This window comes from Streptosporangium canum (assembly GCF_900113865.1).
GTDB lineage: Bacteria > Actinomycetota > Actinomycetes > Streptosporangiales > Streptosporangiaceae > Streptosporangium > Streptosporangium canum.
In genome coordinates this window covers 1-21,234 of record NZ_FOQY01000010.1, presented here as the reverse complement: position 1 = coordinate 21,234, position 21,234 = coordinate 1, and the positions used below count along the sequence as shown (strand labels likewise).

Genomic DNA, 21,234 nt, shown 5'->3' with positions numbered 1-21,234 from the left:
GTGAGATCGAAGTAGCAGGGTTTCACTTCGGTGCCGATCTTGATGAAGACCTGGTCGGGCAGGTTGAGACGGAGTCGCCAGGCGCGGGTGGCGAGGTAGCGTTCACGCTCGTTGGTGACGGCGGCCAGTCCGGTGTCGGCGACGGTGGTGCGCCAGGTCTCGCGGGAGATGACCAGCCGGTCGATGGTGATCCGGGGGGCGTGCGAGACGGGCAGGGTGAGCTTGAACGCGTCCATCAACTGCGTGCTGAGCATTCCGGCGAACATCTCGATCAGCGGCCACTTCTGGCCGTCGGGTGCCGTGGCGACCAGCGTTCCGCCCTCGTCGGAGACGGTGACCGAGGTGGCGGGCAGCAGCCGGTCGGGGTCGGCGCCCCGCGCCCTGTCGACACCCAGCTGCCGGTCACCGGGACCGGCGAGGCCATGACTGGCGCGGCTGGTGTTGCGGGGGTAGTCCTCCGGATACAGGATCCGGATCCGGTCCGATCCCAGGTCGAGGTCGTAGTGGGCGCGTAGCCGATCGGGGTCGGGGTGGAACGGGCTGAACAGCGCGCTGTCGAACGGCGTCCACGCCGGGTGCAGCTCGCCGAGGACCGCCTGGTAGTCGCCGCGGTTGATCGCGTCGACGTCGGTGGCGCAGATCTGCAGGTCGGGGCTGTGCAGCCGGGCGGCGGCCCAGCCGGGCCGTTCGGCGGCGAAGAGCCGTGCCACCGGCTCGGCCAGGTCGGCGGCGGACAGCTGGACGCGGGCGCCGCCCTCGGAGCCGGACCGCACGTCGATCAGTTCCACCCAGCGCCGGGTGAAGTCCTCCGACACCGCGCGGAACGGTCCCGCGCCCGGAGTGAACAGCAGCCCCTGGGCGAGATACCACAGGTCGGCCAGGCGGACCGGGGCGTCGTCTCCTTCCCGCAGCTCGTCGTACAGCTCGCGCAGGACCCTCTCGCCCGCGTCGGCGAGCGCCGCCGTCAGCCAGCGGGCGGTGACCAGGATGACGCTCAGGGGAGAGGCGACGGCGTTCAGGAGGGTGGCGCCGACGGTGACGTCGAGGTCGCGGGCGGTGTCCTCGTAGCAGAGGGTGCGGCCGGCGTACATCTGCCCGTCGCGGCGGCGGGGCGGGGCCCCGGTGATGGCGGTGAACTCCTCGTCCAGGGCGGCGAGGGCGGTCTTGAGCGCGTCGGGGTCGCCGGCGGTGGCGGCGACGGCGTCGCGGGCCGCGCAGAGCCGGTCCAGTCCGTCCCGAGCGCGCTGCCGCAGGTCGGGATCGCCGATCGCGGCGATGCGTTCGCGCAGGGCCTGTTCGGCGCCGTGTCCGGCGGGCAGGGCGGCGTCCCAGGTGATGAGCTCGCGTTCGGCGAGCCGTTCGAGCAGCAGGTAGCCGTCCTCGGGGCGGGGCAGGCCGGTGACCACCTCGACGGCGGGGGTGCGGCCGTCGCACCGGGCCAGCACCGCGGCCTCGACCGGGGACAGGGCCAGCGGCGGCTGCATGGGACGGAGCAGCTCCCGCTCGCGCAGGGTGAGGTGGGGCATCAGCGCGGGCGGCCACCAGCGGCGGACCCGCGGGTCGGCGGCCAGGTGGTCGGCGTAGGCGGTGATCGCCCAGCCTTCGAAGAAGACCCGGCGTTCGCGCAGCAGGCCGGCCCCGGTACGGACGTCCAGCGTCCGGCCGGCGTCCGCGTCGAGGGTGATCCAGCAGATGGGGCCGAAGAAGCCGATGGTCTCGTTCTTGGCGCAGTAGCGCTGCCAGTAGCGGATCACGGCGCGCTCGCGGTCGCGGCGGCGCACGTTGCGGGAGGCACCCGGTCCGCCGGCGACGATTCCGTCCAGAGCCACCAGCACGCCGGGGTTCTGCCAGGTGACCGCCTCGCGGAACAGCGGGTCGGCGGCGATGTCGCAGATCTTCCCGGCTCCGGCGGCGATCGCGCCGGCCAGCGCCTTGTCGAACACCTCGGCCTGGCCGTGACCGGCGAGGAGGTCGTCGGCGGCGGCCGCGGCCTCGGGGGCGGCGAAGGCGTCCAGCCCGTCGGCGGGGAAGCCGGTGGTGCGCAGCAGCGCGTCCGACCACGCAGACCAGCCGGTGTCGCCCAGGTTCACCTTCGTCATCGCCCACCGCCCGCGGGTACGGAGTCGATGATCTGCAGGCGCAGCTCGCTGAAGTAGCGGTTGCCGTCGTGGTCGGGGACCCAGGCCTGGCCGGGGGTGGGCAGGGCCTCGCTGATCGTCACGGACGCCTCGTCCCCGGCGGCCCGCAGCATGGTGCACAGGGCGTCGGCGTAGTGGGGGCTGGTGAGATCGAAGTAGCAGGGTTTCACTTCGGTGCCGATCTTGATGAAGACCTGGTCGGGCAGGTTGAGGCGTCGTCGCCAGGCGCGGGTGGCGAGGTAGCGTTCGCGTTCGTTGGTGACGGCGGCCAGTCGGGTGTCGGCGACGGTGGTGCGCCAGGTTTCGCGGGTGATGACCAGCCGGTCGATGGTGATCCGGGGGGCGTGCGGGGCGGGTGTGGTGAGCTTGAAGGCGTCGACGGCGAGGCCGTTGAGCATGCCGGCGAACATCTCGATCAGCGGCCACCGGTGCCCGTCGGAGGCCGTGGCGATCAGCGTTCCGTCCTCGTCGGAGACGGTGACGGAGGTGGCCGGCAGCAGCCGGTCGGGGTCGGCGCCCGGCGCCGCGGCGAATCCCAGCAACCTGTCGGTGACACCGGTCAGTCCCGCCGAACCGCGTCCGGTGTGCCGGGGCCAGGTGGCGGGGTGAAGCAGCCGGACCCGGTGCTCGCCGAGGTCGGCGGTCAGCTCCTCGCGCAGCCGGTCGATGTCGGGATGCCAGGCGGTGAAGATGTCGCAGTCGAGCGTCGGCCAGGCCGCGTGCAGCTCGCCGAGGACCACCTGGTAGTCGCCGCGGTTGATCGCGTCGACGTCGGTGGCGCAGATCTGCAGGTCGGGGCTGTGCAGCCGGCCGGTGGCCCAGCCGGGTCGCTCGGCGGCGAAGAGCCGCGCCACCGGCTCGGCCAGGTCGGCGGCGGACAGCCGGACGCGGGTGTCGTCGCCTTCGAGGCCGAACAGGCTCTCCCAGCGGCGGGTGAACTCCTCGGCGACCTCGTCCGCGGGGCGCCGCCCGGTGCCCCAGAACAGGCCCTGGGACAGGGACATCAGATCGGCCAGCCGTACCGGGGCGTCGGAGTCCTCCCGCAGGTCGTCGTAGAGCTCGCGCAGTGCCTTCCCGTAGGCGTCGGCGAGCGCCGCCGTCAGCCAGCGGGCGGCGGTGAGGATGACGGCGAGGGGCGGGGCGAGGTCGTCCAGGAGGGGGGCGCCGACGGTGACGTCGAGGTCGCGGGCGGTGTCCTCGTAGCAGAGGGTGCGGCCGGCGTACATCTGCCCGTCGCGGCGGCGGGGCGGAGCGCCGGCGATGGCGGTGAACTCCTCGTCCAGGGCGGCGAGGGCGGTCTTGAGCGCGTCGGGGTCGCCGGCGGCGGCGGCGACGGCGTCGCGGGCCGCGCGCAGCCGGTCCAGTCCGGTCAGCGCGCGCTGCCGCAGGTCGGAATCGCCGATCGCGGTGATGCGGGCGCGGAGTGTTCCCTCGATGGCGTGGGTGCTGGGCAGGGCGGCGTCCCAGGTGATGAGCTCGCGTTCGGCGAGCCGTTCGAGCAGCAGGTAGCCGTCCTCGGGGCGGGCCAGGTCGGCGACCACCTCGACGGCGGGGGTACGGCCGTCGCACCGGGCCAGCAGGGCCGCCTCCGGTGCGGACAGGGCCAGCGGCGGTTGCAGGGGGCGGAGCAGCTCCCGCTCGCGCAGGGTGAGGTGGGGCATCAGCGCGGGCGGCCAGCAGCGGCGGACCCGCGGGTCGGTGGCCAGGTGGTCGGCGTAGGCGGACATCGCCCAGCCTTCGAAGAAGACCCGGCGCTCGCGCAGCAGGCCGGGGCCGGTACGGACGTCCAACGCCTGCCGGGCGTCCGCGTCGAGGGCGACCCAGCAGACCGGTCCGAAGAAGCCGATGGTCTCGTTCTTGGCGCAGTAGCGCTGCCAGTAGCGGAGCATCGTCCGTTCCCGGCCGCGCTGGCGCGCGTTGCGGGCCGCCTGGGGTCCGCGCCTGACCAGGCCGTCCAGGGCGATGAGCACGCCGGGGTTCTGCCAGGTGACGGCCTCGCGGACCAGCGGGTCGGCGGCGATGTCGCAGATCTTCGCGGCTCCGGCGGCGATCGCGCCGGCCAGTGCCTTGTCGAACACCCCGGCGTCCCCGCGCCCCGCCAGCAGGTCGTCGGCCGCCGCCGCCGCCGAAGGCGCGGCGAACGCCTCCAGCCCGGCGGCGGGGAAGCCGGTGGTGCGCAGCAGCGCGTCCTGCCACACCGACCAGCCGGTGCCGCCCAGGTGCACCTTCGTCACAGTTCACCGCCCGCGGCCCTGAGGTCCGCCGAGAGGAGGGAGATCAGGTCCGGCAGGCGGTCCTGGAGGAAGAAGTGACCGCCGTCGACGTGGTGCAGGACGAACCCGGCGGTGGTGTGCTGTTCCCAGGCGGCCATCTGCTCGGTCGAGACGGCCCGGTCGAGCGTGCCGGCGAAGGCCGTGATCGGCACCGGCAGCGGCGGCTCGGGCTGGTACACGTAGTCGTCCAGCCAGGCGAAGTCCGCCCGCAGCGTCGGCAGCAGCAGCTCCAGCAGCTCCGGTTCCCCGGCGACCGCCTCGGGCACGCCGCCCCCGGCCACGACCCGGGCCACCAGCTCGTCGTCGGAGACGCGGGAGAGCCCGTCGAACGCGTCGGACCCGCTCAGGTGCGGCGCGCGGGCGGCACCCGCGTACAGCCGGACCGGCAGGGGCGCACCGGTACGGCGCAGGCTCCGTATCACCTCGAACCCGAGCCGCGCGCCCAGCGAGTGCCCGTACAGCGCGTAGGGGCGGCTGTCGGCGGCCGCGGCGTCGGCGACCGCGGCGGCCAGCTCGGTCAGGTCGATCTCGGCCGGCTCGACGATCCGGTTCTCCCGGCCCGGGAGCTGGACGCCCACCACCTCCACGCCGGGGGCGAGAGCGGCCGGCCACGGATGGAACACGCCCGCACCCGCGCCGGCGTACGGCAGGCAGAACAGCCGCAGGGGCGCGTGTGGCAGGGGCCGCGGGCACCGGAACCAGCGGGCCGTCAGGGTGGTCATCGGGTGCCTCCGGGCGGGTCGATCCAGTAGCGCTGCCGCTGGAAGGGATAGGTCGGCAGTGGCACCCGTCGCCCCGGGGCGACGGAGCCGGAGGGCGGCGTCTCCGGCAGGCCGGTTCCGCCGCTCCGGGACATCAGCAGGTCGGGGTCGAGCGCCTCGATCGCCTCGGCGAGGCTGCCGCACTCCACGACGGCCCGGTGGGCGAAGGAGCGGCGTCCCGCCGTCAGGGTGTGCGCCACGTCGGCCGGTGACAGGTGCGGGTTGGCGGTCAGGTGGTCGCGCAGCCGTACGATCGCGGCGCGGAGGGCTTCCGGGGAGCGCGCGGAGACGGGGAGCAGGTACCGGCCCCCGGCGACGGGCGCCGTGGCCGGCGGCTCCGGCGCCTGGGCCACCAGGACGTGGGCGCCGGTGCCGCCGATGCCGATCGCGCTGACCCCGGCCACGCGCCGGCGGTCGTCGGGCCAGGGCGCGGTCTTGGCGGGCAGGTAGAACGGCCCGCGGTCCAGGTCGAGCTGCGGGTTGGGGGTGTCGAGGTGCAGGTTGCCGGGGACCTGCCCGTGCCGTACCGACAGGACCGCCTTGATGAACCCCGCGATCCCGGAGGCGGCGTCCGTGTGGCCGATGTTGGTCTTGACCGCGCCCAGCGCGCAGTATCCGGTGCCCTGGGCGCCGGCCGCGCGGAAGGCACGGGTCAGCGCCTCCACCTCGATGGCGTCACCCAGCGGCGTGCCGCTGCCGTGCGCCTCCACCATGCCGATCTCGTCGGGGGAGATCCCCGCGTCGCCGAGGGCCTCGGTCACCGCGGACACCTGCCCGGTCAGGCCCGGTACGGCGAAGCCCGCCCGTGCGGCGCCGTCGTTGCCGATCGCCCAGCCGGGGATCACGGCGTACACGTGGTCGCCGTCGGCGACGGCGTCGGCGAGCCGCTTCAGCGCCACCACGCCGCTCCCGCTGGAGAACCCCGAGCCGCCGGCCGCGGCGTCGAACGCCCGGCACCGTCCGTCGGGGGAGACCATCCCGCCGGGAGTGTGCCGGTGCCGGGGCCAGGTGACGGTGACGCCGCCCGCGAGCGCGAGGTCGCAGCGGTGGTCGGCGAGGTTCTGGGCGGCCATGCAGATCGCGACCAGGGAGCTGGAGCAGGCGGTCTGCACCGCGATCGCCGGGCCGGTCAGGCCGAGCCGGTAGGCGACCTGTCCCGGCAGGTGGTCGGCGCGCTGGTGGGGCAGGATCCGCCCCTCCCAGTCGTCGGGGTCGTCGGGGGTGCCGGCGGCGGGGTTGCCGAACAGGTGGAACAGGAAGTACCGGTTGGCCGAGGTGGAGGCGAACACGCCGATCTGGCCGTCGAACCGGTCCGGATCGCATCCCGCGTCCTCCAGGGCCTCCCAGGCCGTCTCCAGGAACAGCCGGTGCTGCGGATCGGTGCGGGCGGCCTCGTCGGCGGTGAATCCGAAGAACTCCGCGTCGAAGTCCGCCACCCCGTCCAGCTTCCCGCCGGCCTTCACGTGCGCGGGGTCGGCGAGCAGCGCCGCCCCGATGCCCAGCTCCCGCAGCTCCGCGTCGGAGTAGTCCCAGACGGCGTCCACCCCGTCGGACAGCACGGACCAGAACGCGGCCGGGTCGGGCGCGCCGGGGAACCGGCAGGCCAGGCCGACCACCGCGACGTGGCCGTCGAGGTCGTCGAAGTCGTCGAGTCCGCCCGGATCGGCGGCGGTGCCAGAGGCGACCGCGACGGCCGGCCGGGGGGACGGCGCGGCCGCCGGAGCGGACAGGGCACGGGCCTGGGCCCGCACCGTGGTGTGCTCGAACAGCGTCATCATCGGCACCGGCGTCCCGAACACGCCGGCCAGCCGCTGCTGGAGCCGCCCCAGGAGCAGGGAGTGGCCGCCGGCGTCGAAGAACGGCTCGGTCACGCCGACCTGGGCCACGCCGAGCACGTCGCACCAGGCGTCGTGCACCGTGGCCTCGGCGGGCGTCGCCGGCCGTTCACCCGCGCGGGCGGGGCCCGGCGCGGGCAGGGCGAGGGTGTCCACCTTGCCGGTCGGGGTGAGCGGCAGCGCGTCCAGCACCACGACCGCCGCGGGCACCAGGTAGTCCGGGAGGACCTCGGCCGCGGTCCGGCGTATCCCGGCCGGATCCAGCACGGCGCCGGGAGCCGGTTGGACGTGGGCGAGGAGCCTGTCGCCGGCGAGCGTGACCACGGCCCTGGCCACTCCCGGCTGTCCCGTCAGGTGTGTCTCCACCTCGGCCGGTTCGACGCGGAACCCGCGCACCTTGATCTGCCGGTCCAGCCTGCCCAGGCAGACCAGCGTGCCGTCGGCGAGCTCGCGTCCGAGGTCCCCGGTGCGGTAGACCCGCCTGCCCTCGCCGTCGACGGTGAACCGTTCGGCGGTGCGCTCCGGGTCCCGCCAGTACCCCAGCGCGAGGTACGGGCCGCGGAGGGCGATCTCCCCCTCACCGCCGTCGGAGTCCAGCAGCACCACCTCGTAGCCGGGCAGCGCGCGGCCGATCGGCACCAGGGGGCCGGCTTCCGGGTCGGCCCGCGGTGCGTCGAAGGGGATCCGGTGGTGGGCCACGAAGGTGGCCTCGGTGGCTCCGTAACCGTTGACGAACCAGCAGCCGGCGGCGAAGCGTCCCCGGCCCGCGGCCACGTCGGACCCGGTCACCCGTTCCCCGCCCAGCAGCACGGTGCGTATCGCCGGCAGCCGGCCGTCGGGCCCCAGCGCGTCGAGCACGTACCGGTAGAGCGTCGGGGTGGAGTGGTAGACGGTCACTCCCAGGTCGGCCAGGCGGCGCACCAGCTCGTCCGGCCCGAGAGCGCGGACGTCGATCGGCACCACGGCCGCACCGGTCAGCAGCGCGGGGTAGATGTCGGGGATGGAGGCGTCGAAACTGACCGAGGCGAGCAGGCTGAGCCGGTCCTCGGCGGTGATCGACAGGCTGTCGATCTGGTTGCCGACGCAGTGCGCCAGGTTGCGGTGGCTCTGGGCCACCCCCTTGGGCACGCCGGTGGACCCGGAGGTGTAGCGCAGGTAGGCCAGGCTGTCCGGCTCGATCGGCTCGGCGGCCGACGGCGGCGCCGGGGTCGCGTCCTCGATGAGGACCACCTGGCAGGAGCGGTCCCCGAGGAGGGTCCGGGCGAGCGCCTCGTGCCCGCGCGTGGTGACCAGCACGGTCACGTCGGCGTCGTCGAGCATGTACGCCAGCCGCGGCGCCGGATACGACGGGTCCAGCGGGACGTAGACGCAGCCGGAGAGCAGCGTCCCCATGATCGCGGCGATGATCGTCGCGTCCTGGCCGGTCAGCAGGCCGACGCGCGCTCCCGAGCGGCCCCCCGCCGCGGCGATGAGGTGCCGGATCCCGCCGGCGGCGTGCGCCAGTTCCGCATATGTGATTGAAGAGTCAACCGAATGCACCGCGACGCGGTCAGGATTGTTATTTGCGACATCGAGGAATCGGCCGACTACCGTATGTTGCATTTCCGGAATTCCTGCACGTTGCTCACCATCTGGATCCGCCGTTACCCGTGTTCCGCCCTCAGGCACGACTCGCGGCTCGCTGACACGTGGAACGTTAAAGGGAGGAGATTGCCGATCATTGGCCGTACGATTGCTATGTCCGCAAACGTAGCTATACGCGGCTTAGGTGTGACCTTTTCGCGAGGGATCTGCGAGGGGTCCACATGGGGGAATAGGCATGATCGTCAATAAGGCTGTTTCCGCATACGACTTTCAGATTCTTGGACCGCTCCGGGTCTGCCTTGACGGCATCGCGGTGACGCTGCCCGCGCGCCATCCCCGCATGCTCCTGGCCGTGCTGCTGCTGCACAACGGCGAGGTCGTCGCCGAGGGGCGGCTGATGGAGCAGGTGTGGGGCCACGGCGCCGGCACGACGATCGCCCTGCGCACCGCCGCGTCGCGGTTGCGCTCCTGGCTGCGTGACCAGACCGGCTCGGCGGCCTCCATGGAGCACGTCGACGGCGGCTACCGGCTGCGGCTGCCGGACCGGTCCGTCGACGCCACCCGGTTCCGGGCCGCACTGGCCGCCGACTCCGACACCACCGGCGTCGACCCCCACCAGCGGCTGGCCGCCCTGATGAACGCGCTCGAACAGTGGCGTGGCCCCGTACTGGACGGCGCTCCCGACGGGGTGCGGGAGGACTCCGCGGTGCGGGCCCTCGACGACGACCACGCCATGTGCCTGCAGCGGCTGGCCGGGCTCTCCATCTCGGTGCAGGCGCCCGAACTGCTGCTGCCGAGGACCCGCGCCCTGGCCCGGGGGCGGCCGTTCGACGAGCCGCTGCACACGCGCCTGATCGAGCTGTACGCCGCCTGCGGCCGGCCGGCCGAGGCGCTCATGGAGTACGAGCAGCTGAGGTCCCGGCTCGCCGACGAGCTCGGTGTCGCGCCCAGCGCGGACGCGCAACGCGCCTACCTCACCGTGCTCGACCAGGACCCCCCGCTGCTCGGCGGGTTCGAGCGGTCCCACGGCGCGGGATGGGGGCGTCCGGTCGTACCCCACCAGGTTCCCGCCGACATCGCCGACTTCACCGGACGCGACAAGGAGACCGCCGCGCTCCTGGACCACCTGGGCGGGATGCTGAACGACCCGACGCGGCCGGCCGCGATGGTCGCGGGGGTCACCGGTCCCGCCGGAGCCGGCAAGTCCACCCTGGCCGTGCACGTCGCGCACCGGCTGATGCCGGCCTACACCGACGGTCAGCTCTACGCCGACCTGCGCGGCACCGGAGCCGCCCCCGAATCCCCGGTACGCGTGCTCGGGCGGTTCCTGCGGGCGCTCGGAGTCGGCAAAAGCGCGGTCCCGGACGACCCGGCCGAGCGCACGGCCCTGTACCGCAGCCTCATGAACGGCCGGCGCATGCTGGTCGTGCTGGACGACGCGCTGGGGGAGGCGCAGGTGAGGCCGCTGCTCCCCGGCTCGTCGGCGTGCTCGGTCCTCGTCACCAGCCGGTCCCGGCTGGTGGGCGTCAGCGGCGCGCGGATCGTGGAGCTCGACCGGTTCGACATCGACCACGCCGTCCATCTGCTGGCGACCATCATCGGACACGAACGGGTGAGCGCCGAACCCGACGCGGCGGCGGAGCTGGTCAGGCTCTGCGGCGGGCTGCCCCTGGCGGTGCGCATCTGCGGCGCCCGGCTCGCCGCCCGCCCGTACTGGCAGCTCGCCGGTCTGGCCGCCGTGTTACGTGACGAGCGCCGCCGTCTGGACGAGCTGAGCGTCGCGGACCTGGCCGTGCGGGACGGTCTGCGGCAGAGTCACTCCCGGATAGGACAGGACGCCCGGCAGACGCTGGACCGGCTGGCCAGGCTGGGACCGGTCGAGTTCGCGATCGGCACCGTGGCGGCCGTCTGCGGCCTGGACCACGCCGTCGCCGGGGACCATCTGGACGCCCTGGTCGAGGCCCGGTTCGTCTCGGTGGTCGACACCGGCCAGGCCGGGCGGCTCCACTACCGCCTCGACGACCTGGCCCGGCTGTTCGTCCTCGACCCGGACGCGGCGGGGCGGCCGGCCTGACGGCGGGGGCGACGGGGGCGAGGTCGTCGCCCCCGCCGTCAGGCGCCGCTCGTCCGGCGTCAGCGGACGGGGTCGAAGTCCCGCAGAGCCGCGGGCTGCTTACCGGTGGTGATCTGCTCGGCGAGCATGCGACCGGTGATCGGCCCGTGGGTGAGCCCCCACATGCCGTGCCCGCCGGCGACGAACCTTCCGGGGGCGCGGGTGGCCCCGATGAGCGGCCGGCCGTCGGGGGTGACGGGGCGCGGGCCGACCCAGGTGTCGGTGCGCTCCTCCCAGGAGACGCCGGTGAGCAGCGGCCGGGCGGACGTGATGATCGCGTCGACGCGCCTCTGGTCCAGGGGGGCGTCGGCGTCACGGAACTCCATCGTCCCCGCGACGCGCAGCTTGCCCTGGTACGGCGTGCAGGCCACCCGTACGGCGGGCAGGTAGATCGGCCCGGGCACGGCCTCCTCGGTCGGCACGGTGAAGGAGTAACCGCGTCCGGCGCGCACCGGCTGGCGGACGCCCCATTCCCGGCCGAGCACGTTCAGCCAGGCGCCGGTGGCCAGGACGACGGCGTCACCGCTGACGGAGTCTCCCGCGCCCGACCGGACGGAGAGCCTGCCGGAGTCGTCGTGCACCCCGGTCACCCGGAAGCCGGACCGGATCGTGCCGCCGCGGGCGACGACGGCGCGGGCCAGCGACCGGGTGAACTCCCCGGGGTCGACGTGGCGCTGCCCGTCCAGCCGGATCCCGGCCCTGGCGCGGGGGGAGAGCTGCGGCGCCTGCTTGCCGAGGTCGTCGCCCTCGAAGGCGGTGTAGCGGATCTCCTGCCCGGAGGCGTTGATGCGCTCGAGCTCGTGCAGGAGTCCCAGGGCCTGCTTCGGGTTCTCGAACGCGGCCATGATCGGGGCCTCGACCGTGGGGGCGTCGACGCCGTTGGCGGTGAGCACGTCGAACGCTTCCAGGCACTCCTCGTTGAACGGGAGGTTGGCCCGCACGGCCCGGCCCCAGGACTTCCAGTTGCAGTGCACCGCGAAACGGGTGAGGAAGGACCACAGGCCGACGTCGGGGGTGGCCGGCACGTGCAGCGGGGCGCTCCGGTCGAGCAGGGAGCGCAGGCCGTAACGGAGGACGCCGGGCTCGTTCAGCGGGATGGCCAGCCCCGGTGAGAGCCAGCCCGCGTTGCCCCACGACGCGCCCGCGGCCACCCCGTCACGGTCGACCACGGTGACGTCCACACCGCGTTCCTGCAGGAACCAGGCGGTGGAGAGCCCCACCACGCCGGCGCCGATCACCACCGCCGTACGCGGCCCACCATCGATACCCATGACCACTTCTCCGCTCTCACATCATCTGCCTGCCGCGGGCACCACCCGCGCGAGACGAGCATCGCCGCCACGGCGCGAGAACGGTCTGTGCGCATTGGACAAGCAGGGGGTGGGGCTTTGTCCGGCTCCGACAAACGCGGGGGATCAGGGCTGCCGCTCCTGGACGACGGCCAGCGCGATGATCATCGCCAGCCGCTTCTCCGGCAGGTCGAGCCGCAGGTCCGTGATCTCGGCCATCTTCCGGAGCCGGTACCGGACGGTGTTCGGATGGACGCCGAGGCGCCCGGCGGCGACGGCCAGGTCTCCCTGCGACTCCAGCCAGGCACGCAACGTCGCGATGTGCCGGGTGCCGTGCTCGGCGTCGTGCCGGGTCAGCTCGGCGACCGGCCCCCGGGCGGGCGCGCGCCCCGACGAGGCGGCCGCCCGGAGCCGTTGCAGCAGGATCTCGTCCCACGACTCGTCGTAGACGACCGCCAGGGCGCCGCCGGGCCGGGCCGCCCGCAGGGCGAGGCTCTCGTCGGCCTCCTGCCTGCTCGCGGGGAGCTCGGTGGGCCCCGCCGCTCCGCCGACGCCGGCGGACACGGTGACCCGCCGCGGCAGGACGTTCACGATCCCGGCGAGCCAGTCGCGGGCTGGGGTGACGTCGCTGTCGCACGGCAGCAGCGTGTACAGGGTGTTGCCGAACAGCGCGCTCCGCCCCGGCCGCGACCAGCCGAAGCCCGTGGTCGCGCGCTCGAAGGCCAGCAGGACCGCGGCATGCCGCTCCTCGGCGATGTGCGCCTGGAGCGCGATCACCCGGAACCGGCCCCGGGGCAGGCCGAGCCTGCTGATCACGGCGGGCGCGTCGGCCGTCCCCTCCAGCAACCGGATGACCAGGTCGGACTCCACCTGCCGCTCCAGGTCCGCGCTGACCCGGGAACGGAGCAGGTGCAGCGCGACCGCCCGTGCCCCGTCCCCCAGGACGATCCGGCGCTCGTCGGACAGCGGGTGCTCGCACTCGACCCATATCGATCCCAGCAGCTCGCGTCCGGCGCGTACGGCGACCACCATGCGGCCTCTGATGCCGTGCGCCGGGGAGGGGCCGACGAACAGCGGCTCGTCGGAGGTCGCCAGGTGCGCGAAGACGCCTTTCCGCTCGAACAGCCGGCGCATGGCGTCGGGCACCCGCCGGCCCAGGATCGTCTCCAGCCGCGCCGGATCGGCGCTCTGCTGCAGGCCGGAGTAGGCCAGGACGCGCGACATCTGGTCCTCGATCGTCACCGCGGAGCCGACCTCGGCGGCGAGCATGTCCGCGAAGGCGAACAGGTCGGTCGGCCCCCGCCCGGCCTCGGTCTCGCGTCCTTCGAGCACCAGGCCGTACACCACGCCGAAGAGCTGGCTCCAGGACACCTCCGGCTCCACGAGCAGCACGGCGATCCCGCCGTCACGGGCCTCCGCCAGGGCGTGCTCGTCGAGCGGCGGGCTCCCGCGCACCAGCAGCGCGGCGGCACGCGCCGACCGCGCCAGCCGCACGGCCTCGGCGGCCGAATCCACGCCGACCGACAGGAACACGTCACCGGTCGCGGGACGGGGGTCGGTCGGATCGTGCACCACCACGTTGCGCAGCTCCACCTCCCGTGACGCGGGAGCGCAGCACAGCCGGGCCCCGTAGCCGCCGAGGACGTTCACCAGCCGATCCAGCCTCAGCATCCGCCGCCCCCGTCCGCCGCTCCCGCCGATGCCGCCGATGCCGTCGAGGCCGCCCCCGCCGTCGCCGGCGGGGCCTCACCCACGGCCGGCTCCCGCACGGCTCCGTTCCCCATCCCTCGATTCTCCCCTGATTCCCGCCGGCGCCGGGATGCGTCTACGGCGTCAGCAGTTCCACTGTGCCGCGCTCGCCGTCGACCCGGATCCTGGCACCGTCGGGCAGGCGCATGGTCGCGTTCCCGGTGCCGACCACCGCCGGGATGCCCAGCTCGCGCGCGACGATCGAGGCGTGCGACAGGGGCGCGCCCATGTCGGTCACCACGGCGGCGGCGCGGGGGAACATCGGGGTCCAGCCGATGTTGGTCAGCGTCGTCACGAGGATCTCACCCGGGGCGAGTCGGTCGCCGTCCTCGGGATCGGCGATGACGCGGGCCACGCCCTCGACGATGCCCGGCGCGCCGGGGAAGCCGGTCACCGTGTCGCTCACCGGGGCGCCGCCGCCCCGGGCGTCGAAGAGGTCGCCGCGCCGCTCGGGGTCGGCGGCCCAGCGGACCGGGTCGAAACGGCCGACGATCAGCGTGGGGTAGGCGGGCAGGGCCGTGTAACGCTCGTAGGTCGCCCGCCGGATCGCCACCTCCGCCAGGGGACCGTCGTCACCGCGCAGGACGGCGAGGATCTCCTGGATCGACAGGAAGAACAGATCGTCACCGTGGCCGGTGAGCTCCCCGGCCCGCCGGACGAAGGCGCGCAGCGCCCAGAAGGCGCGTATCACCTCCGAGCGGGCCGTCTCCCGGTCACGGACGATCGCGTTCCACCGCCGCACCCGCAGTCGCGTCTTCGCCGCCTTGCGGGGGTAACGCCGCTCGAACCGCTCCCAGGCCGCCTCACGCGCCTCCCTCTGGCGGTCGAGCAGCGCGCCGGCCTGGTGCCGGGTGCCGGGCATGGCCGCGAGCTGCGCGTCGATCCACTGAGGGTCCTCGCCGGGACGGGCGACGGAGACCTCGAACTCGTGCGCGCCCCGGTGCCCGTAGACGCGGGCGAACGTCTCCCGGTCGATCTCGCCCCCGGCGAGCCTCTGCAGGCCGACGATCGGCCCGAGGCTGGCCAGCTCCCCGTCGGCTCCGGCCCCGGTGAGCATAGCCTCGGCGTCGATCTCGCCCACCATCCTGCGCAGCCTGTCGCGGGTCCAGACCAGGGAGCTGCCGCCCTGGCGTCCGGCGGCCTCCAGCGCCTGGCAGGCCTCGACGAAGTACGGCAGCAGCTCCTTCTCCCACAGTCCGGCCAGCTCGCCCGTGGTGGTGGCGGCGGCGGCCCGCTCGCGCAGCGCCGTGCAGCGCGGCTGCGCCGTGGCGAGGAAGCCGGGCATCTTCTTGAGGTTGGCCGCCACCCGCTTGTGCAGGGTGAAGGCGAGCGGCAGCACGTCCTTGACGATCCGCAGGCGGGAGGTGGGCAGCAGCGGCACGTCCAGGCCGGGCGGGAGTTTGCCGAAGACCTGCTCGATCGCGCCGAGCCGGCTCTGCATGCCCAGCGCCCTGGCCATCGAGATCACGATGCTCAGGTTCATGTAGAAACGGCCGCCGATATTGCCGACCAGGTCGAACCCGGGCATGGCCGACGCCGACATCGCCTCGTGGATGAAGATCTGGACGAGCGACCACGTGCACGGCGTCATCACGTCGGGGATGGCCTCGCCGAGGTTCGCGCCGGTCCACAGGTAGTCGCCGGTCAGGCTGTCGTTCCACTCCTCGACCGGCTGTCTGAGCCCGGTGATCGGCCGGGCCTGCACGATGGAGAACGCCCCGTCGTGCGCGGCCCACTCCACGTCCATGGCCGTGCCGTACAGCTCCTCGATCCGCGCTCCGATCCGCGCGAGCCGTACGGCCTGCGCCCGGTCGAGCACGGGCCGGCGGCGCAGCTCCCCGGGCACCGGCTCCTCGCGCGTGCCGCCGGGCGTGCGGACCGTCATGACGCTCTTGTCGCCGACGTGCTCCTCGACGACCTCGTATCCGGACCTGCCGACCACGACGGTGTCGGGCGTCACCTGGCCGCCGACGACGGCCTCGCCCAGGCCCCACGAGGCGTTGATCACGATCCGGTCGCGTGCCCCGGTGACCGGGTCCGCGGTGAACAGGACGCCCGCCGCGTCGGCCGGCACCAGCTCCTGGACCACCACCGCCAGCGCCACGTCGTCCTGCGGGACCTGGTTGCCGGTCCGGTAGGCGATGGCACGCGCGGTCCACAGCGAGGCCCAGCAGCGCTTGACCGCGTCCGGCAGGGCGTCGCCCCGGATGTTGAGGTAGGTGTCCTGCTGGCCGGCGAACGACATCTCGGGAAGGTCCTCGGCCGTCGCGGAGGAGCGCACAGCCACCGGCACGTCGTCGCCGAGCTCCGCGTGGGCCGCGCGGATCTCGGCGGCGGTCTCCGGTGGCATGTCGCGCTCGGCGAACAGAGCGGCGATCCGCCGGGCGGCCTGCTCCGGAGGCGCGCTGGAGATGGTCTCCATGATCAGGTCATGCAGGCCGTCGCGTGAGACGAAGTCCCGGTAGGCGTCCGTGGTGATGTGGAAGCCCGCGGGGACCGGCAGGCCCGCGCGGGCCAGGCGGGCCAGCGAGGCCCCTTTGCCGCCCGCCAGGGCGAGATCGGCTGCCGTGTCGTGCAGGGGGAGGACGTTCACGTCGCATTCTCCTCAAGGCTGGTCGCACTTTTCTCCGGGCCGGTGACGGACTTCCCGGATGCTCCGGATGTTCCGGACTTCTCGGGTTTCCCCGGCTCCTCGGAGCCGAGGGATGCGCGCAGCTTCCGCTGCGCGGTCTCCACCGCGAGGTCGGCGAACTCCAGGGTCGCCCGCGAGATCGCGCGGGCGTTGCCGGCCGGGACCGGGCCGCCCGCCGCCACCGCCCGGCTCCCGGCGTCGGCGAGCAGCTCCGCCAGCCGCTCGTCGGGCAGCGCGTACCCCTCCGGCATCATCTGCGGGACGAGCAGGAACCCGTAGAGCACGGAGGCGAGCGCGACGACGTGCTCGGCAGGTGTGAGGTCGGCCCGCAGCGCGCCGAGCCTCAGCAGCGCGCCGAGGTAGGTCTCGAAGCCGGTGGGCAGGTCGGCGGCGGCCCCGCTGCTCCGCTTCAGGCGCGTGAGCTTGCCCAGCACCTTTGAGTCGCCCAGAAGGCTCGCCCTCATCAGCGGTCTTCTCAGAAGCTCGGAGGCGAGCAGCCCGAGCAGGTCGCGGAGCGTGCCGGGGCCCTCCGCGACGCGGAGCCGCACCTGGGAGAGCATCTCGACCCGCTCCCGGCGCAGGAGCGCGGCGAACAGCTCCTCGCGTGTCCTCCAGTGCAGGTAGATCGTGCCCTTGGCGACCCCGGCCCGGCGGGCGATGTCGTCGATGGTGGTCTTGTCGTAGCCCCAGCGCAGGATCAGGTCGCCGGCGATGTCCAAGATGCGGTGCGCCCGTTCCAGCCTGCGCGAGGCGTCCTGGGGCGGGCGCCCCGCCCTTCTGGCCTGTGGTTCCACAGTCCTCCACCCAACCGTCGCTAAAATGTTTGACCAAATACAATTATTTGGTCATTTAATTGATACCACGTCATCGGCCGGGCTGTTGCGCGATGTTGAATGTCCGTTTTAGGAAGATGTGTGAAGGTTGACGGTACGATCGGGGCAAAGGTCGCCGGAAGTGAGCGGGCGTGCGCGGATGATGTCGTGACGGTCCTGTGGCGCCGCCACGCAGGGAGACCACGGCTCGCGGGCAGGGCACCCGCCAGACCGTCGAGGAGGCTCCGATGGACGAGGCCAGGCTTCAGGAACTCGTGGATCGGGTCGTGCTGGACATGGGGGCCGCGTTCGGAGCCGCGACGGTCGTGCTCGGAGACCGGCTGGGCCTGTGGAGGGCGATGGCCGGAGCGGGACCGCTCAGCCCCGGCGAGCTGGCCCGGCGCACCGGCACCGGCGAGCGGCTCGTCGCCGAATGGCTCGCGGCCCAGGCCGCCGCCGGATACGTCTCCTACGACGACGGCGCCTACACGCTGAGCGAGGAGCAGGCGACGGTGTTCGCCGACGACTCCAGCCCGGTCTTCATGACCGGGCTCGCCGAAGTGATCTCGTCCGTGTACCGCGACGAGGCCAAGATCGTGGAGGCCTACCGGGGAGACAAGGGCCTGGCCTGGACCGACCACGACCAGGCGCTGTTCGCCGGCACCGAACGATTCTTCCGGCCCGGGTACGCCGCCAACCTGCCGACCGGCTGGATCCCCGCGCTCGGCGGAGTCCAGGACAAGCTGGCCGAGGGCGCCCGGGTGGCCGACGTCGGCTGCGGGCACGGCGCCTCGACCCTGGTGATGGCCCAGGCGTATCCGGCCTCGCGCTTCACCGGTTTCGACTACCACGGGGCCTCGATCGCGCGGGCCCGCGAGCTGGCCGAGCAGGCCGGAGTGGCGGACCGGGTAAGTTTCGAGACGGCCGGCGCCGACGACTACCCCGGGTCCGGCTACGACCTGGTGTGCCTGTTCGACTCCCTGCACGACATGGGGCATCCCGTCGCCGTGCTGCGGCACATCCGCTCCACCCTCGCGCCCGACGGCACCGTGCTGCTGGTCGAGCCGTTCGCGCACGGGCGGCTGCCGGACGACCTCAACCCGGTGGGCCGGCTCTTCTTCAACGCCTCGGCCACCGTCTGCGTGCCCAACGCGATCTCCCAGGGCGGCACCGAGGCGCTGGGCGCCCAGGCCGGCCAGGACCGGCTGTTCGAGGTGGCCGGGCAGGCGGGGTTCACCCGGACACGCCAGGCGGCCGTCACCCCGTTCAACCTGGTGCTGGAGCTGAAGCCGTAACGCGCGGGCGGGGAGGCCGGCGCGCCGTCCGGCTGCGGAGCGCCCCGCCGGGCCGGCGGCGTGTGATCGCCGATCCCCGTGTCAGGAGCGTGGCGGGGGGGAACGGGATCACGCATGACATCCCCCAATCCCGAGGTCGGACAGGTCTCGCTCAAACGGGCCATCGGCCCCAAACTCCTCCTTCTCTTCATCGTCGGTGACATCCTCGGCACCGGCGTCTACGCGCTCACCGGCAAGGTCGCGGGCAAGGTCGGCGGAGCCCTGTGGGTGCCGTTCCTGATCGGGTTCGTCATCGCCGCGCTGACGGCGATGTCCTACGTCGAGCTCGTGACGAAGTATCCGAGAGCGGCCGGAGCGGCCCTCTACACCCAGCGCGCCTTCCGGACGCCGTTCCTGACGTTCATGGTGGCGTTCACGGTGATGTGCTCGGGACTCACCTCGGCCAGCGCGGCGGCGCGCGCCATCGGAGGCGACTACCTGAAGACGTTCGTCACGGTGCCCGGCGTCATCGTCGGGATCGTCTTCATCGTGGCGATCGCGCTGCTGAACTATCGCGGCGTCTCGGAGTCGGTGAAGACCAACATCGTGTTCACGATCATCGAGCTGACCGGGCTCCTGGTGATCATCGTCATCGGCGTGTACGCCGTCGTCACCGGCGCGGGGGAGCCCGCCCGGCTGACCGAGATCCGCACCGACCAGGAAGGCGGCCTGTTCCTCGCGCTGCTCGGGAGCACGGCCCTGGCCTTCTTCGCGTTCGTCGGGTTCGAGGACTCGGTGAACATGGCCGAGGAGACCCGGGACCCTTCCCGCAACTTCCCCCGGGCGATCTTCCTCGGGGTGGCGATCACCAGCACGATCTACATCCTCGTCGCCGTCACCTCCTCGCTCCTGGTCGACCACCGGGTCCTGGAGAAGTCGTCGGGGCCCCTGCTGGAGGTGGTCAAGGCCGGTGGGATCAGCTTCCCGCCCCAGCTGTTCGCGGTGATCGCCATGTTCGCCGTGGCGAACTCCGCGCTGATCAACATGATGATGGCCTCCCGGCTGGTGTACGGCCTGGCCAACGAACGGGTCGTGCCGCGCGGCCTGGGCTGGGTCGACCCGCGCCGCCGTACACCGGTGGTCGGCATCGTCTTCACCACGGCGCTCGCCATCGCCCTGATCTCGACAGGAGAGATCGCGGGGCTCGGCGACACCACCGCCTTCCTGCTGCTGTGCGTCTTCAGCGTCGTCAACGTGGCCGTCCTCGTGCTCCGCAAGGACACCGTGGACCACGCGCACTACCGGGCCCCGACGATCCTGCCCGTGCTCGGCGCCGTCCTGGCCTTCGTCCTGGCCAGCCCCCTGACGGGCCGGCCCGCCGAGGTCTACATCCGGGCGGGCGTCCTGCTGGGCATCGGCCTCCTGCTGTGGGTGGTCAACTGGCTGGTGACCCGCCGCCAGGCCCCCACCGAGTGACCGCGCGGCGTGCCGTACCGGGCCGGACCGGCTCACCCGGCCCGGTACGACACGCCGCACGCCGCGGGCCGGGGCCGGCCCGGCTGGGCCCGCTGACGGCGTCGGTGCTGTTCTTTAGGCAGTCCGCACCATCTGTTGATGGTCGAACGCGTGTCATAGGTGGCATATGCGGAGATCTCAATAACGATCGGAAATGCTGTCTGGTATTCGAAGGCTCGGCGATCGCCGGCCGCCGGGCAGGTCCCACGGTCCGCGGGGAGCGGGCCTCGGTGACCTGCGACCGGTCTCCGCTGCGGGGGGCGGTCCGCGGGAAGGGCGAGCCGCACGGCTTCGAGAAGGGGCGGACATGGCGAACCCGAGAAAAGCCCCCGAGATCATCAGTGAGCTGGCCGCCGAGTTCGCGGGCACGCTGATCCTGATCCTGTTCGGGGTGGGCGTCGTGGCGCAGGTCGTCGCCGGCGGGCTCGGAAATCACGACAGCATCGCGTGGGCGTGGGGACTGGGCGTCACGCTGGGCGTCTACACCGCCGGCCGGATCAGCGGCGCGCATCTCAACCCGGCCGTCACGGTCGCGCTCGCGGTCTTCAAGGGGTTCTCCTGGCGCAAGGTGCTGCCGTACGCGCTGGCGCAGACCGCGGGCGCGTTCGTCGCCGCGCTCATCGTGCGGTGGAACTACGCCGACGTGCTCGCGGCGTTCGATCCCGGCCACACGTTCAAGAGCCAGTTCGTCTTCTCGACGATGCCCGGCAACGGAGCGCTGCCCGTCGGCCTCTGGGCGGCGTTCGGCGACCAGATAATCGGCACCGCGATCCTGCTGTTCCTCATCCTCGCCGTCTCCGATGTGCGCAACTCGGCGCCCGCGGCGAACCTCGCTCCGTTCGTGGTCGGACTGGTCGTCGTGGCGATCGGCATGGCCTGGGGCACCAACGCGGGCTACGCCATCAACCCGGCGCGTGACTTCGGGCCCCGGCTCGCCTCGTTCCTCACCGGCTACGGGACGGCCTGGCGCGACCAGTACGGCCAGCTCTACTTCTGGGTGCCCATCGTGGCGCCGCTGATCGGCGGCGTGCTGGGCGCCGGCCTGTACCAGGCGCTCGTCGGCCGGTACCTGCCGATCACGGAGGAACCCGAGCCCGGCCGGATACCCACCGAGCCCGAGCACGGCCCCGCCTGAAGCGCTGACCGGCACGCCGCAAAGGAGACGACATCCCATGGCTGACTTCGTCGGAGCCGTCGACCAGGGCACCACGAGCACCCGTTTCATGATCTTCGATCACGGCGGCAACGAGATCGCCCGC

The 21,234-nt window shown here is 73.1% G+C and carries 12 protein-coding genes; 4 read left to right on the top strand and 8 right to left on the bottom strand.

The features are described 5' to 3' along the window. The 4 genes from BM085_RS16680 to BM085_RS16665 form a co-directional block, all read right to left on the bottom strand. A partial coding sequence (locus tag BM085_RS16680; protein ID WP_093887893.1) for a lantibiotic dehydratase occupies positions 1-2,099 on the bottom strand: 2,099 nt, incomplete at its 3' end. Then, a complete protein-coding gene (locus BM085_RS16675; protein ID WP_093887892.1) occupies positions 2,096-4,372 on the bottom strand; it encodes a lantibiotic dehydratase in 2,277 nt (758 codons plus the stop codon). The genes BM085_RS16675 and BM085_RS16680, both read right to left, overlap by 4 nt. After that, a complete protein-coding gene (locus BM085_RS16670) occupies positions 4,369-5,133 on the bottom strand; it encodes a thioesterase II family protein (protein ID WP_093887891.1) in 765 nt (254 codons plus the stop codon). Before BM085_RS16670 ends, BM085_RS16675 begins: the two co-directional genes overlap by 4 nt. Then, the gene (locus BM085_RS16665; RefSeq protein ID WP_093887890.1) at positions 5,130-8,609 is read right to left on the bottom strand and encodes an amino acid adenylation domain-containing protein; all 3,480 of its coding nucleotides are present in this window, start codon (positions 8,607-8,609) and stop codon (positions 5,130-5,132) included. The genes BM085_RS16670 and BM085_RS16665 overlap by 4 nt, the downstream gene beginning before the upstream one ends. A gap of 217 nt (positions 8,610-8,826) precedes the next feature. On the opposite strand from BM085_RS16665, the gene BM085_RS16660 reads away from it, so the two are divergent. Further along, positions 8,827-10,665 (top strand): AfsR/SARP family transcriptional regulator, encoded by a 1,839-nt coding sequence (locus BM085_RS16660; protein ID WP_093887889.1) that lies wholly within the window; start codon positions 8,827-8,829, stop codon positions 10,663-10,665. A gap of 59 nt (positions 10,666-10,724) precedes the next feature. On the opposite strand, the gene BM085_RS16655 is transcribed toward BM085_RS16660, so the two are convergent. The 4 genes from BM085_RS16655 to BM085_RS16640 all read right to left on the bottom strand — a co-directional run bounded on the left by BM085_RS16655 (position 10,725) and on the right by BM085_RS16640 (position 17,168). Continuing rightward, positions 10,725-11,975, bottom strand: coding sequence for an NAD(P)/FAD-dependent oxidoreductase (locus BM085_RS16655; protein ID WP_093887888.1), 1,251 nt, complete (start codon positions 11,973-11,975; stop codon positions 10,725-10,727). 144 nt (positions 11,976-12,119) lie between these two features. Continuing rightward, positions 12,120-13,664, bottom strand: a complete 1,545-nt coding sequence (locus BM085_RS16650) for a PucR family transcriptional regulator (RefSeq protein ID WP_093887887.1) — start codon at positions 13,662-13,664, stop codon at positions 12,120-12,122. 154 nt (positions 13,665-13,818) lie between these two features. Continuing rightward, positions 13,819-16,335 carry a PEP/pyruvate-binding domain-containing protein gene (locus BM085_RS16645; RefSeq protein ID WP_093887886.1) on the bottom strand — a complete coding sequence of 839 codons (2,517 nt, stop codon included), beginning with the start codon at positions 16,333-16,335 and terminating at the stop codon, positions 13,819-13,821. After that, a complete protein-coding gene (locus tag BM085_RS16640) occupies positions 16,332-17,168 on the bottom strand; it encodes a TetR/AcrR family transcriptional regulator (RefSeq protein WP_177245135.1) in 837 nt (278 codons plus the stop codon). The genes BM085_RS16645 and BM085_RS16640 overlap by 4 nt, the downstream gene beginning before the upstream one ends. Positions 17,169-17,434: 266 nt before the next feature. On the opposite strand from BM085_RS16640, the gene BM085_RS16635 reads away from it, so the two are divergent. The 3 genes from BM085_RS16635 to BM085_RS16625 all read left to right on the top strand — a co-directional run bounded on the left by BM085_RS16635 (position 17,435) and on the right by BM085_RS16625 (position 21,110). Then, positions 17,435-18,481, top strand: coding sequence for a class I SAM-dependent methyltransferase (locus BM085_RS16635; RefSeq protein WP_093887884.1), 1,047 nt, complete (start codon positions 17,435-17,437; stop codon positions 18,479-18,481). Between the two features lie 114 nt (positions 18,482-18,595). Beyond that, entirely contained in the window at positions 18,596-19,936 is a 1,341-nt protein-coding gene (locus BM085_RS16630) for an APC family permease (protein WP_093887883.1), read from the top strand. 346 nt (positions 19,937-20,282) lie between these two features. Next, complete coding sequence (locus BM085_RS16625) at positions 20,283-21,110, top strand: MIP/aquaporin family protein (RefSeq protein ID WP_093887882.1); 828 nt, start codon at positions 20,283-20,285, stop codon at positions 21,108-21,110. Positions 21,111-21,234: the final 124 nt, after the last annotated feature.